The sequence below is a fragment of the Pseudomonas sp. FW305-96 genome, assembly GCF_058783825.1.
Genome location: NZ_JBYSYW010000025.1, coordinates 40,457 through 53,578, shown reverse-complemented (window position 1 = coordinate 53,578; position 13,122 = coordinate 40,457). Strand labels below are relative to the sequence as shown.

Below are 13,122 nucleotides of genomic sequence, written 5' to 3'. Positions count from 1 at the left end.
TCGAAGTGTATTCGTTCATCGCGTAGTGCCGGTGCAGATGACTGCCCGGATGGTTTTTCGTCTTTCTTCTGGATGTTCCTTCGCATGTTTGCCCCTTTCCCCCTCGCCCCCGGGCGCCGAGTTGCCGGCTTGTTCTTCCTGTGTGCCGGTGTCAACGCCCAGGCCGCCGGTTTTCTTGAAGACAGCAGTGCCAAGGTCGAAGCACGCAATGTCTATTTCAACCGGGACTTCCGTGACGGCCACACCAGTTCCAAGCAAGGCGCGTCGAAGCGCGAAGAGTGGGCGCAGGGCTTTATTCTCAATGTTCAGTCCGGTTATACCCAGGGACCGGTCGGATTCGGCGTGGATGCGCTGGGGATGATTGGTTTCAAGCTCGACTCCAGCCCCGCCGACAGCAATAGCGGCCTGTTGCCGTCGTCCGGGCACGACCCGCGCCATTCCGCCGACCAGTACGCCAAGATGGGCATCGCCGGCAAGGTGAAGGTGTCCAACACGGTATTCAAGTACGGTTCGATGATGCCGGACGTGCCGCTGCTCAAGTACAACGACGGGCGCCTGCTGCCGACCATGTTCCATGGCGCCTGGTTGACCTCCGAGGAAGTGCGCGACCTCAAGTTCACCCTGGCACGCCTGAACCAGTACACCGCGCGGGACTCCACCGACCGCCAGGACATCCGCGTGCACTGCAAGAACAAGCGCTATGCCTGCGATATCGAGGCCGATCATTTCGACCTGGCCGGCGTCGACTACCGCTTCAACGACCGCGTCAGCGCGCAGTACCAGGTGTCCAAGCTGGAAAACATCTACCGCCAGCACTTCCTCGGGCTGGTCGCCAGCCAGCCGCTGGAAGTCGGCACGCTGTCGGCGGACCTGCGGGTGATCAAGAGCGACGACATCGGCAATGCCCGTGCCGGGCGCATCGACCACCGCGCCTTCAGCGGCATGCTTGGCTACAGCCTGGGTGGGCACAAGCTCAGCGCCGGCTGGCAGCGCATGTACGGCGACAGCGCCATGCCGTACCTCGACGGCACCAACCCCTACCTGGTCAACTATGCCCAGGTCAACGACTTCGCCGCCGCCCAGGAGCGTTCCTGGCAGGTGCGCTACGACTACGATTTCAAGGCTCTGGGCGTGCCCGGCCTGACCTTCTTCACCCGCTACATCAATGGCGACAATGTGAAGGTCCCTGGCAGCAACGCCGAAGGCAAGGAATGGGAACGCGACAGCGAGCTGAAGTACCAGGTGCAGAGCGGCACCTTCAAGGACGTCAGCGTGCGCCTGCGCAACTCCACCTACCGCAGCAACTACGAGAAGTGGGCGCGTGACATGGACGAAACCCGGGTCATTATCAGCTACAACTTCTCGATCTTCTGACCCGCTTTGCCAAACGGTCGGTGGTCGGTCGACAATGACCACCGGCAACCAGGCAGGGCAGGCGATGAAACAGCTTCTACTGATCGGTATCGGACCGGGCGATCCTCGCCAGGTCACCTACGAGGCGGTGGAGGCGCTGCGGCGCGCCACGGTGTTCTTCGTGCTCGACAAGGGCAGCGACAAGGACGAACTGGTGCGCCTGCGCCGGGCCATCCTCGAGCGCTACCTGCCCGAGGGCGGTTACCGCCTGGTGCAGGTCGAGGACCCGCGCCGGGACGGCCAGGCGCCGGATTATGTCGGCGCCGTGCAGGACTGGCACGCCCAGCGCGCCGCATTGTACGCCCGGCTGATCGAGGATGAGCTGGGCAGCGATGATGTCGGCGCGTTCCTGCTTTGGGGCGAGCCGGCGTTGTACGACAGCACCCTGCGTATTCTCGACCTGGTCCGCGAACGCGGCCTGACGCTTGCCTTGCAGGTGATTCCCGGCATCAGCAGCATCCAGGCGCTGGCCGCCCGTCACCAGATCCCGCTCAACCGTATCGGCGAGCCGCTGACCGTGCTGCCGGGGCGACGCCTGGGCGAACAGACGCGAATCGACAATGTGCTGGTGATGCTCGATGGCCAGTGCGCGTTCGCCGCCCTGGATGATCCGCAACTGGTGATCTACTGGGGCGCCTACCTGGGCACGCCGGACGAGCTGCTGGTGAGCGGGCCGTTGCAGGCGGTGAAGGGGCGCATCCTTCAGTTGCGCGATGAGGCGCGACGGCGCAAGGGGTGGATCATGGATACCTATCTGCTGCGTCGTGAAGAGTAACCCTGGGCAGGTGATTCGAAACGCCTGTCAGGCACTTCAAGGCCGCTGTGGCAACACCGAACTGCCAAAGCGGTTGCCCATGCGCGTCGAGGTCGCTGCCGGTGTCGCCAAGCCCATCTGGTTTGGTGCCCTGCGCTGCATCTGCCTGACCGGGTCGAGCTGATCGCGCAGGCCCTTGGCGGCGCGCGGATCGGCCCCTTGCAGCTGTCGGGTCAGACAATCGTAGGCCAGTGCCCGCGATTGCCCGACCTGCACGTCGATGCAGCCCTTGGACGGTTCGGCCAGCGCCGGCAGGGCGCAGGCCAGCAGCAGCGGCAAAGTGATCAGCGACAGTCGAATCATGGTGCTTCTCCGTGCAGTCATTCCTAGGGTCTGTATGAAAAGCCTTGATACTCGGTGATGCTGCGTTGAAAACAGCCTCGGAATGCTCATTTACAACCCGTAAACTCCGCTTCCTCGGCTGTTTTCGCCTTGCCTGACCTTCGTCTCAAGACTTTTCATACAGACCCTGCGCCAGTCTATTCGCTGCCAGCATGGGACGGGGTGAAGCTTTGATTGCCGAGGCCTGTCACCACAGCGTCATACACAGGCCCCAGGATGACGTTTCCCCCGGCGACGGCGGCCAGCAAGGAGGCCTGATCTCCCGTGCGTGCATTGCTTGTAGCCGGCGCGCTGATACTGGCCTGGCTGGTGGCGGCGCCAGGGGCGCGTGGCCAGCCAATACTGACCTTCGACCTACCGGCGCAGGCGCTGGACCGGGCGCTGGACAGCTTCGGCCGGCAGAGTGGCCTGGCGGTGCTGGTCGACCAGGCGTTGCTCGCCGGCCAGCGCTCCAGCCCGCTGCGCGGCCGCTACACGCCGCGCGAGGGTTTGCAGCGCTTGTTGCAAGGTACCGGTCTGCAGGCGCGCCACGGCAGCGGTGGATTCACCCTGCAACCGTTGCGCCTGCGAACAACGCCCGGGCGTGGCCGGAGTGAAGGCCCGGCGTCGGGCAGTTATGCGGTGGCATTGCAACTCGCGGTCGAGCGCGCCCTGTGCGCTTGGTCGTCGACCCGCCCGGGCAGCTACCGGGCGGCCGTGCAGGTCTGGATCGATGCCAGCGGGCAGCTGGTGCAGAGCCGGCTGCTGGCCTCCACGGGCGACTTTGCCCGCGATGCCGCGCTGGTCGAGCGGCTGCGGGCGGTGCGCCTGGAGCAGGCGCCGCCGACTTCACTGGCACAGCCGCTGACCCTGTTGCTGCGCCCGGAACCTATGGATTGCCCTCTTTCGCAAGGAGCTGCGGCGGCATGAACAAACCTCGGGACAGTGCGCTGGTCAAGCTGTTTCTGACCTCCTACGACACCTTCAGGGTCCGTCTGAGGCGGCGGCTCGGCTCGGACGACCTGGCCAACGACGTGCTGCAGGAAACCTACTTGCGCGTGGATCGCATGGACGCCGCGCACGACCTGCACAAGCCTGGTGCCTACCTGTACCGCATGGCCTTGAACGTTGCCGCCGACCGCCGCGAGGCCGATGCCCGGCTGCTCACCGGCGCCGAGATCGAAACGCTGCTGCAGGTGGCCGAGGACCAGGACCCGGCACGCATCGTCGGCGGTCAGCGCGAGATCCAGAGCCTGCTGGGCGCGCTCTACGAGCTGCCGGCCCGACGTCGGCGGATCTTCATCGCCGCGCGGCTGGAGGAGGCCTCGCACCAGGAAATCTCCCAGCGCTTCGGCATTTCCACACGCACCGTGGAGAAGGAACTCAAGGCGGCACTGGGGCATTGCGCGATGCGTCTGGACAGAAAAGTGTTTCAGCGCTTCGGTCCCGGCGCGGGAAAACCGTCTTGAACGATAGTCGACCTCTTCATGTGAGCACCATGCCCCAGATTCCGCCCGATCCCGACTTGCAGCGCCAGGCCCAGGGCTGGCTGTTGCGGCTGACCTCCGGCCAGGCCACCCAGGCCGATGCCCGGGCCCTGCGCCAATGGTGCGCGCGCAGCCCCGCGCACGCCGAGGCGTTCGCCCAGGCGCGTCAGCTCTGGTGTTTGCTCGGGCCAGCGGCGCAGCAAGCCAGCCAGGCGCCATCGGCGCCGCTGCTCGGGCGCCGGGCGTTGTTGGGCGGGGCGCTGGCCGCGTCACTGGCGGTGGTTGCCTGGCGTGGCGGCTGGCTGGACGAGGCCATGGCGCCGCCTGCGGCGTTCGCCACCCAGGTGGATGAGCAGCAGCGGGTCGAACTGGCGCCTGGCATCGAACTGGAGCTGAATGTACGCACACGCGTCAGCCGCGAGGCACAGGGTATCGCCCTGCTGGCAGGCGAAATAGAAGTGCAGGCCCGCCAGCCCATGCAGGTGCGGGCGCAGGAAGGGGTGATCAGTACCGAGCAGGCCCGATTCAATGTGCGCGAGGACGACGACAGCGTATGCGTCACCTGCCTGAGTGGCGAGCTGCGCATCTTTGCCCAGGGCCGGCTCGAGGCGCTGCCGGCCGGCCGCCAGTTGCGTTATGGTGCGCAAGGCGTCGGCGTGCCCGAGGCCTTCGACATTGGCCAGGTGACGGCCTGGCGCGAGCGCATGCTGGTGTTCCGTGATGCACCATTGACTCAGGTAATCGACGAGATCAACCGCTACCGCCCCGGGCGCCTGGTACTGCTCAACCCGTCACTGGGGCGCCGCAGGGTGCAGGCGCGGTTCAGTTTCGATCAGTTGCGCCAGGCCGCCGAACTGATCCGCGTCGCCTATGGCGCGCGCTGCCTGGAACTGCCCGGCGGGGTGGTGCTGGTCAGTTGAATGGCCCCAGCACCTGGCGGTAGTGTTCCTCGCCCTGGGGACCGCGCCGGTTCAGGCGCACCTCGAGCCCGATGGGGTTGTCGTCGGCCTCGCTGGCCGGGGAGCGCCAGCCGCCCTTGGCCTGCCAGGTGCGCAGGCTGAATGCGCTGACGTTGTCCAGCACCGCCACCGCGGCTTTCGGCGCGGGCAATGGGAAGCCTTCGCGCAGTGGCGCGGCGGCGCGGTACAAGGTGCTGCCGCGCACATACCAGCGCACCCGCTGCAGGCCGCTGCCAGACACGGCACCGGCGCGCACCAGCTCCAGGCGCTCGGCGCGGGCGCGCATGGCGGGTAGCAAGGGCTTGCCCGGCGGCTCGTGGCCGGGCAACACCGGCTCGACCAGTTCCACCGTGGCGCGCAAGGCCAGGTCGCGCTCCAGCTGTTGCAGTACACGCATCACCGCCTGATGGTCATCGCTGGCCTGGCGCAGGTGCTGGTCGGCGCGGCTGACGCTGTCCAGGCCACGCCAGGCGATCAGGCTGACCACCGCCATCAGCAGGATGGCGATCATCACTTCGATCAGGGTAAAACCGCGTTGGCGGGTCATGGCTGGCTCACCCGCACCTGCCCGGCGGCGTTGCGCGCCAGTTCCAGCCGCAGCGTGCCGCTGTGCAGGCGCAGTGTCAGGGGGGCGCCGATCCACTCGCCATCGAGCCACACCGCGCCACGGGGCTCGGCCTGCACCTTCACTGTCTCGGCCTGCCAGCGGCGCGGCTTGAGTGGTCCCTCCGCCAGCACCTGGCCATCGGCGCGCACGAAGCGGTAGCCGTCGCGGTCGCTCTGCCAGCGCAGCGGCTGACCGTCAGCCTGGGCTTCGCTTTGCGCCAGCTCCAGCAAGCGCGCCAGGCGCTCGCCGTCTGCGCGCAACTGCTTGCCCGGATCGGGGCGAATGTTCAGGCTGATGGCGGCGCTGGCGATGCCGACGATCACCAGCACCACCATCAGTTCGATCAGGGTGAAACCACGTTGTCCGTTCACGGGGCGCTCCTTGTCCTGGCAAGGCAGCTTGCCCGAGCAAGATGATCGGCGTGTGAAACAAAACCGTGAGAATCACCCGGTATGCTTGGGCGCAGGCACACAAGGAGCGCGTGACCATGCGTATCGTTCGTCCCGACTTGTCACTCGGGCTGTTGTTGCAGGCGCTGGGGCTGCTGGTCGCCATGGCCGGGCTGGCGACCTGGGGGCAACTGTTGTGGCCGCCAGCGGCGGGTCAGGCCACGGTCCGGGCTGCCGATGCCCCGGTAGTGGCCGGAACACCGGCCGGGCGATGGTTTGCCGATATTCCCCTGCAGGTGCAGATCCAGGTCAGCGGGGTGATGGCCGGCAGCCAAGGCGCCGTGGCCATCGTCAGCCTCGATGGTGGCCCGGCACGCGCCGTGCGCAGTGGCGAGGAGCTGGCTCGCGGGGTGCGCCTGGTGGCCATCGAGGGGCGCGGCCTGGTGATCGAGCGCGGCGGCCAGCGCAGCCGCGTCGAGGTGCCGGTACTGGCCCAGGCGTCGTTCTGGGGCGAGGCGCCTCAGCCCTCGGCGAACTGACGCAGGCGCTCGCCGTCGAGACGATAGCGGATCCACTCGTCCTGAGGCTCGGCACCCAGCGACTGGTAAAAGCCGATGGCCGGTTCGTTCCAGTCCAGCACGCTCCACTCCAGGCGCCCACAGCCGTTTTCCACCGCCTCGCGGGCGATGTGCCGCAGCAGCTTGCGCCCCGCGCCGTCACCGCGTTGCTGCGGGGTGACGTAGAGATCCTCGAGGTAGATACCGTTGCGCCCCAGCCAGGTGGAGTAGCTGTAGAAATACACGGCGAACCCGATGGCCTGGCCGTCGCGCTCGCAAATCAGGCTACGCACTGTGCTGCCTGCGTCGAACAGGCTGTGCTCGATGTCGGCGAGGGTCGCCACCACTTCGTGGCGGGCGCGCTCGTAGTCGGCCAGCTCGGTGATGAAGGCCAGGATCTGGGTGGCGTCGGCCAGGACTGCGGGGCGGATGGTCACGGGCATGATGGGGCTTCCTTGTGCGGGATAGGGTGCGAAGGCTTCAGTAGTGTCAGGTAGGATGAGGGAAGACCGCCAGGTGTCTGGCGGAAGATTCGCCGCAGCTTTGCTGCGACGATGGCGTGGAGGCACGCAATTGAGTGAAACAGAAATGTGTATTCATTCAATTCTGCGTAACTGTACCGGTCATTTCCTACAAGCCTCCGCTACCGTGGCATTTCGATAATCAGAAAAGCCGGAAACTGCCGCCATGCTTGCCTCGCTCGATCTGCTCAGCGCGTTCGTCCTGTTCGCCTTCGTCTCTTCCATTACCCCCGGTCCGAACAACACCATGCTGCTGGCCTCGGGGGTCAATTTTGGCGTGCGCCGCACAATTCCCCACGCGCTGGGCATCAGCGTCGGCTTCATGGTGATGGTGCTGGCGGTTGGCCTTGGGCTTGGCGAGGTGTTCAAGGCCTGGCCACCGTTGTACAGCATCCTGCGCTACGCGGGCGCGGCCTACCTGTTGTACCTGGCCTGGAAGATTGCCACCTCAGGGCCGATGTCCGGCGACACCAATGGCAGCCGCAAACCGCTCGGATTCTGGGGAGCCGCGGCGTTCCAGTGGGTCAACCCGAAGGCCTGGGTGATGGCGATCGGGGCGATCACCACCTACACCCCGGCCCAGGGCTACGTGTTCAACGTGATCGTCATCGCAGCAGTGTTCGCCTTGGTGAACCTACCCAGCGTCGGCATCTGGGTGATGTTCGGCAGTGCCTTGCGCAACCTGCTGCGCAATCCGCGCGCGGTGGTGCTGTTCAATGTCCTGATGGCCGTGCTGCTGGTGATTTCACTGTATCCGTTGCTGTTTGTAGAATCGGCGTTTTCCTAGAGCCGATGAGTGCAGTCGATGGAGTTGATTCCCTGGTCCCATGAATGCGCCGAAGGCTTCACCCTGCGCGGATGGCGCACCCCCGCCAGTGGCAGGCCGCTGCTGCATTTCCTGCATGGCAATGGCTTCTGCAGCCTGGCCTACCAGCCCATGTTGATGCGTCTGGGCGAACATTTCGACCTGTGGCTGAGCGATGTCCAGGGCCATGGCGACAGCGACCATGGTGGCGTGTTCCTTGGCTGGAACCGCACCGCAGCACTGGCGGTGGAGGCCTTCGAGGCCGGGCGCGGCGAATACGGCGACGTGCCGCGCTTTGCCTTGGGCCACAGTTTCGGCGGCGTGCTCACCGGCTTGATCCTGGCCGCCGAGCCGCAGCTGTTCCAGCGTGCGGTGTTGCTGGATCCGGTCCTGTTCAGCCGGCGCATGATCGGGGTGATGGGGGCCGCCGCCATGGTCGGCTTGCATCGGCGTCATGCCCTGGCGCGCAAGGCGGCCACCCGCCGCAGTCATTGGCCCGACCGTGAGGCGGCCCAGGCCTCGCTGCAGGGGCGCGGTATCTTCAAGGGCTGGACCGATGCGGCCTTGCAGGCCTATGTGGAGCATGCCATCGGCGATTGCGGGGAGGGAGTGGTGCTCAAGTGCCGGCCCAGTCGCGAGGTGGAGATCTTCAGCTCGTTCCCCGAACGCATGTGGCAGCAACTGAGCCGTATCCAGACGCCGACGCGGATCCTGTACGGTGAGCAGACCTATCCGTTCGTGCCGCACTCGGTGCATCGCCTGGTGGCGCTCAATGGCCAGGTGAGCGCGCAGCAGGTAGCGGGTGGGCACTGCTTCATGCAGGAAGATCCGATAACGGCCACAGAGCAGGTGGTGGCATTCTTGCAACATTGAAAGTGGTCCGCTCGGAGGGTTGATCTGCTGTCCATTTTGCGACGATCAAAAGCCTGTTCGCGAGCGAATGACAATCTCAGATTCCGTACTCTGGCGCTCCCCCCCATCGGATGGAGCCCAGCATGAACCAGGCGGTCAGCCCAGATCCCCAGCACACCCTCGAGCAAATCCGCGCCAGGCGCCGCCAGCGCCTGCTGCGCTTCGGCCTGGCCGGGGGCCTGGGGTTGCTGGTGGCGGCCTATGGCGCCTATTGGTGGCTCGACGGGCGTTTCCTGGAACAGACCGACGACGCCTACGTGCGCGCCGACTGGGCGCCGATCAGTGCCCGGGTCAGTGGCTACGTGGCCGAGGTAGCAGTGGCGGACAACGCCACGGTCAAGGCCGGCGACCTGCTGGTACGCCTGGACGCGCGCGATTTTCGCGACCGCCTGCGCAAGGCTGAGGCGCACCTGGCGGTGAGTGAGGCGGCATTGCAAGTACAGCGCATGCGCCTTCGCGCCTTCGTCGCCGAGCAAGACGAGCAGACCCACGCCATCGCCCGCGCCGATGCCGAACGCGGCGGTAGCCGAGGCGAGGCGCAGCGGGCCGAGGCCGACTGGCAGCGTTACCAGCACCTGGCGCAATGGCAGGCGGTCAGTGTGCAGCGGATGGAGCAGGCCCGCGCCACCCGCATCCAGTCTCAGGCGCTGCAGCGCGCCGCTGATGCCGAACTGGCCCGCCAGCACGCACGCAAGACGATGCTGGAGCAGCAGGGCAAGCAGCTGGAGGCCGAGTTGCTGCAGCGCCAGGCCGACCTCGACCAGGCTGCTGCCGAGGCCGACCTGGCCCGCAGCGCCCTGGCCGACACCGAAATCCGCGCGCCCTTCGATGGTGTGGTCGGCCAGCGCAAGGTGCGCCAACAGCAGTACGTCACCCCCGGCCTGCCGCTGCTGGCTGTGGTGCCGGTGGCGCAGGCGTACGTGGTCGCCAACTTCAAGGAAACCCAGCTGGCGCACATGCGTCCCGGCCAGGCGGTGACGCTGGAAGTGGACACCTTCGGCCAACACTGGCGCGGCACCGTGGACAGCGTCTCGCCAGGCTCCGGCGCCGTGTTCGCTTTGCTGCCGCCGGACAACGCCACCGGCAACTTCACCAAGATCGTCCAGCGCTTCCCGGTGCGTATCCACCTCGACCCAGAGGGCGATGACAGCCCACGGTTGCTGCCCGGCATGTCGGTGATCGCTACCGTCGACACCCGGCAGGCCCGCCATGAGCGCTGAGGACAAAGTCTCCCTGCGTGCCTGGGTGGCGGTTATCGGCGGCTTGTTCGGCTGCTTCATGGCTGGCATGAACGTGCATGTCACCAGCGCTGCCTTGCCCGAGATCGAGGGCGCGCTGGGGGCCAGCTTCGAGGAAGGGTCCTGGATTTCCACCGCCTACCTGGTGGCCGAGATCAGCATGATCCCCCTGACCGCCTGGCTGGTGCAGGTGTTCTCGCTGCGCCGGGTGATGCTGGTGGGCTCGGCGGTGTTTCTGGTCAGCTCGGTGAGCTGCGCGATGGCCGGCAGCCTGGAGGCGATGATCGCCTTGCGGGTGATCCAGGGCGCTTCGGGCGCGGTGCTGATCCCGCTGTCGATGCAACTGATCATCACCGAGCTGCCGGCCAGCCGCCTGGCGCTGGGGATGGCGCTGTTCAGCCTGTCCAACAGCGTGGCCCAGGCCGCCGGCCCGTCGATCGGTGGTTGGCTCACCGACATGTATTCCTGGCGCTGGATCTTCCTGCTGCAGTTGCCGCCGGGGGTGGCGCTACTGGCGGCGGTGGCCTGGTCGATCAAGGGCCAGGCCGGTGACCGCGGCGCCCTGCGCCGAGCCGACTGGCTGGGCATCGCGGCCATGGCGCTGGGGCTGGGGGCATTACAGGTGGTGCTGGAGGAAGGGGGGCGCAAGGATTGGTTCGAATCCCGCTTCATCGTCGCTTTCAGCATCGTTGCGGTGATCGCCCTGGCTCTGTTCATCCAGCGCCAGCTGTGGGGGGAACGGCCGTTCATCAACCTGCGGCTGCTGGGCAGCTACAACTTCGGCGTGTCCAGCCTGGCCATGGCGGTGTTCGGCGCGGCCACCTTCGGCCTGGTGTTCCTGGTGCCCAACTACCTGTCGCTGGTACAGGGCTACAGCGCCAGCGAGATCGGCAAGAGCCTGATCGCCTACGGCATGGTCCAGCTACTGCTGGCGCCGCTGCTGCCCCGGCTGATGCGCTGGCTCAACGCCAAGCTGCTGGTGGCCAGCGGCTTCGCCATCATGGCCCTGGGCTGTTGGCTGGGGTCGACGCTGACAGTGGACTCGGGCAGTAATGTGATCATCCCATCGACCGTGGTGCGCGGCATCGGCCAGCCGCTGATCATGGTGGCGCTGTCGGTCCTGGCGGTGAAAGGCCTGGACAAGGCCCAGGCCGGCTCGGCCTCGGCGCTGATCTCGATGCTGCGCAACCTCGGCGGCGCGCTGGGCACGGCGTTGCTGACGCAACTGGTGTCGCAGCGCGAGCGCTTTCATTCGGTGCGGGTCGGCGAAGGGCTGACGCTGTTCGACGGCGCGCTGCAACAGCGCCTGCCGGGCGGCATGGTCGACCCGCAGTCGCCACAGGTCATGCAGACGCTGGCGTTGATCGACCAGAGCGTGCGCGAGCAGGCGTACCTGATGGCCTATTCGGATGCGTTCTACCTGTCGTGCGTGGCGCTGCTGGCCTGCGCCGCGGCGTCGCTGCTGCTGCGCAGCCGCTGAGCTTTACGGCTGGCGTTCGGCCACGGCGCGCAGGGTGCGCAGGGTGACCATCGGCGCATCCACCACGAAACGGTTGGCCAGCCAACCCGGCACATCACCGGCCGGGTCGGCACGCAGCTGGTAGGTGACTTCGGTCTCGCGCTCGCCCAAGGGACGCATGGTCCATTCGCCGCTGAGGCGGCGCACGCGGATCAGCCCGGGCTCGGTCGGTACCCGCCCAGGCTCGGCGCTCAGATGGCGGATCAAGGTGTCGTCGTCCAGGCGCTCGGTGCGCACCTTGAGCACCATGTCTCTGGGCTTGGCTGGCCAGGGCAGGGCGGTGGTCAGGTAGACCCAGGTGGTATCGCCGTCCACTTCCAGCAGGCGCATGTCGGCGCAGGCGTACAGCCATTTGCAGGCCACGCGCAGGTTTTCCTGCAGGTCGCTCAGGGTACGGACACTGGCCTTGATCCGGGTGACGCCGCGAAACTGCTGGTAGGCCGAACCGCTGACGCTGGCCAGGTAGACGTCGATGCCATCTTCCTGGTGCGCGAGTTGCCAATCGTCTGCCCACGGCAACGCGCCCGGCAGCAGGAGCAGCAGGACAAGAAGAAGGCGATGGAAGGTCATGGCGGGAAGCCGGGAGAGGATTGTCCGCTTAGTATGGCTCAAGACTGCAGGAGCGGCGGGCTGCCGCTCCTGCAAGGTCATCAACGCTGCGGGTTGAGCGTCAGGTGCACGTGACGGTTGACGTCCTTGTACAGCAGGTAGCTGAACGGGCCTGGGCCGCCGGAGTAGCAGGCTTGCGGGCAGAAGGCGCGCAGCCACATGAAGTCACCGGCCTCGACCTCGACCCAGTCCTGGTTCAGGCGGTACACCGCCTTGCCTTCCAGGACGTACAGGCCGTGTTCCATGACGTGGGTCTCGGCGAACGGGATCACGCCGCCGGGCTGGAAGGTCACGATGTTCACGTGCATGTCGTGGCGCATGTCGGCCATGTCGACGAAACGGGTGGTCTTCCAGGCGCCATCGGTGCCCGGCATCTCGATGACGGTGGCGTTGTCGCGGTGGGTGACGAACGACTCGGGAACCGGCAGACCCTCGACCTTCTGGTAGTGCTTGCGCAGCCAGTGGAAGGTGACGTTGGCCTTGCTGTTGTTGCGCAGGCTCCAGTCGGCGCCGGGGGCGAGGAAGGCATAGCCGCCCGGCACGAGGGTATGGTGCTTGCCTTCGACGGTGACGTCGATCTCGCCTTCGACCACGAACAGCACCGCTTCGGCGTTCGGGTCCAGTTCAGGGCGCTCGCTGCCGCCTTCGGGAGCGACTTCGACGATGTACTGCGAGAAGGTCTCGGCGAAACCGGTCAGCGGGCGGGCGATGACCCACATGCGCATCTTGTCCCAGAACGGCAGGTGGCTGGTGACGATGTCACGCATCACGCCCTTGGGGATTACGGCATAGGCTTCGGTGAACATGGCACGGTCAGTCAGCAGCTCGGTCTGAGCCGGGTGCCCACCGTGGGGGGCGAAGTAGGAGGATTTCGACATGAACGGTCTCGACTTTGTTGTTCTCTCCCCATGCCTTGGACCACACCGGCCGGTGCGTGCAGGGGATGCCGGGACAGCATAGGGGGCGGGTGC

16 protein-coding genes are annotated in these 13,122 nt (G+C 66.4%); 10 read left to right on the top strand and 6 right to left on the bottom strand.

Going from position 1 to position 13,122, the window contains the following annotated elements:
- Positions 1-84 precede the first annotated feature (84 nt).
- Positions 85-1,374 (top strand): OprD family porin, encoded by a 1,290-nt coding sequence (locus AC3WL2_RS18310; protein WP_102683891.1) that lies wholly within the window; start codon positions 85-87, stop codon positions 1,372-1,374.
- Between the two features lie 64 nt (positions 1,375-1,438).
- Positions 1,439-2,188: a precorrin-6A synthase (deacetylating) gene (gene cobF / locus AC3WL2_RS18305; protein WP_102683927.1), complete on the top strand. Its 750-nt coding sequence runs from the start codon at positions 1,439-1,441 to the stop codon at positions 2,186-2,188.
- Between the two features lie 36 nt (positions 2,189-2,224).
- On the opposite strand, the gene AC3WL2_RS18300 is transcribed toward cobF, so the two are convergent.
- Complete coding sequence (locus tag AC3WL2_RS18300; protein ID WP_102683892.1) at positions 2,225-2,530, bottom strand: hypothetical protein; 306 nt, start codon at positions 2,528-2,530, stop codon at positions 2,225-2,227.
- Positions 2,531-2,833: 303 nt separating this feature from the next.
- On the opposite strand from AC3WL2_RS18300, the gene AC3WL2_RS18295 reads away from it, so the two are divergent.
- Genes AC3WL2_RS18295 through AC3WL2_RS18285 form a run of 3 tightly spaced genes read left to right on the top strand, consistent with a single transcriptional unit; the run spans position 2,834 to position 4,955 of the window.
- The gene (locus AC3WL2_RS18295) at positions 2,834-3,478 is read left to right on the top strand and encodes a secretin and TonB N-terminal domain-containing protein (protein ID WP_256582605.1); all 645 of its coding nucleotides are present in this window, start codon (positions 2,834-2,836) and stop codon (positions 3,476-3,478) included.
- Positions 3,475-4,017 carry an RNA polymerase sigma factor gene (locus tag AC3WL2_RS18290; protein ID WP_102683893.1) on the top strand — a complete coding sequence of 181 codons (543 nt, stop codon included), beginning with the start codon at positions 3,475-3,477 and terminating at the stop codon, positions 4,015-4,017. Before AC3WL2_RS18295 ends, AC3WL2_RS18290 begins: the two co-directional genes overlap by 4 nt.
- 29 nt (positions 4,018-4,046) lie before the next feature.
- Positions 4,047-4,955 carry a FecR family protein gene (locus AC3WL2_RS18285; RefSeq protein ID WP_102683894.1) on the top strand — a complete coding sequence of 303 codons (909 nt, stop codon included), beginning with the start codon at positions 4,047-4,049 and terminating at the stop codon, positions 4,953-4,955.
- Here the strand turns inward: AC3WL2_RS18285 and AC3WL2_RS18280 are convergent.
- On the bottom strand, positions 4,948-5,541 hold the full coding sequence (locus AC3WL2_RS18280) for a type II secretion system protein GspJ (protein WP_102683895.1): 594 nt from the start codon (positions 5,539-5,541) through the stop codon (positions 4,948-4,950). The genes AC3WL2_RS18285 and AC3WL2_RS18280 overlap by 8 nt on opposite strands.
- Entirely contained in the window at positions 5,538-5,972 is a 435-nt protein-coding gene (locus AC3WL2_RS18275; protein WP_094012116.1) for a GspH/FimT family pseudopilin, read from the bottom strand. The genes AC3WL2_RS18280 and AC3WL2_RS18275 overlap by 4 nt, the downstream gene beginning before the upstream one ends.
- A gap of 116 nt (positions 5,973-6,088) precedes the next feature.
- On the opposite strand from AC3WL2_RS18275, the gene AC3WL2_RS18270 reads away from it, so the two are divergent.
- Positions 6,089-6,529, top strand: a complete 441-nt coding sequence (locus tag AC3WL2_RS18270) for a general secretion pathway protein GspC (RefSeq protein WP_102683896.1) — start codon at positions 6,089-6,091, stop codon at positions 6,527-6,529.
- On the opposite strand, the gene AC3WL2_RS18265 is transcribed toward AC3WL2_RS18270, so the two are convergent.
- Positions 6,511-6,990: a GNAT family N-acetyltransferase gene (locus AC3WL2_RS18265; RefSeq protein ID WP_102683897.1), complete on the bottom strand. Its 480-nt coding sequence runs from the start codon at positions 6,988-6,990 to the stop codon at positions 6,511-6,513. The two genes, AC3WL2_RS18270 and AC3WL2_RS18265, sit on opposite strands and share 19 nt — an antisense overlap.
- A gap of 244 nt (positions 6,991-7,234) precedes the next feature.
- Between AC3WL2_RS18265 and AC3WL2_RS18260 the strand changes: the two genes are divergently transcribed.
- The 4 genes from AC3WL2_RS18260 (at position 7,235) to AC3WL2_RS18245 (ending at position 11,503) form a co-directional block, all read left to right on the top strand.
- The gene (locus AC3WL2_RS18260; RefSeq protein WP_046855437.1) at positions 7,235-7,855 is read left to right on the top strand and encodes a LysE family translocator; all 621 of its coding nucleotides are present in this window, start codon (positions 7,235-7,237) and stop codon (positions 7,853-7,855) included.
- 18 nt (positions 7,856-7,873) lie between these two features.
- Positions 7,874-8,746, top strand: coding sequence for an alpha/beta fold hydrolase (locus tag AC3WL2_RS18255; RefSeq protein WP_102683898.1), 873 nt, complete (start codon positions 7,874-7,876; stop codon positions 8,744-8,746).
- A 122-nt stretch (positions 8,747-8,868) separates the two neighbouring features.
- Positions 8,869-10,005: an HlyD family secretion protein gene (locus tag AC3WL2_RS18250; RefSeq protein ID WP_102683899.1), complete on the top strand. Its 1,137-nt coding sequence runs from the start codon at positions 8,869-8,871 to the stop codon at positions 10,003-10,005.
- Positions 9,995-11,503 carry an MDR family MFS transporter gene (locus AC3WL2_RS18245; RefSeq protein ID WP_046855440.1) on the top strand — a complete coding sequence of 503 codons (1,509 nt, stop codon included), beginning with the start codon at positions 9,995-9,997 and terminating at the stop codon, positions 11,501-11,503. Before AC3WL2_RS18250 ends, AC3WL2_RS18245 begins: the two co-directional genes overlap by 11 nt.
- 3 nt (positions 11,504-11,506) lie before the next feature.
- Here the strand turns inward: AC3WL2_RS18245 and AC3WL2_RS18240 are convergent, their stop codons facing one another.
- Together AC3WL2_RS18240 and AC3WL2_RS18235 are read right to left on the bottom strand one after the other, a co-directional pair.
- Positions 11,507-12,112, bottom strand: coding sequence for an START domain-containing protein (locus AC3WL2_RS18240; RefSeq protein ID WP_102683900.1), 606 nt, complete (start codon positions 12,110-12,112; stop codon positions 11,507-11,509).
- 80 nt (positions 12,113-12,192) lie between these two features.
- Positions 12,193-13,029 (bottom strand): bifunctional allantoicase/(S)-ureidoglycine aminohydrolase, encoded by an 837-nt coding sequence (locus AC3WL2_RS18235; protein WP_046855442.1) that lies wholly within the window; start codon positions 13,027-13,029, stop codon positions 12,193-12,195.
- Positions 13,030-13,122: the final 93 nt, after the last annotated feature.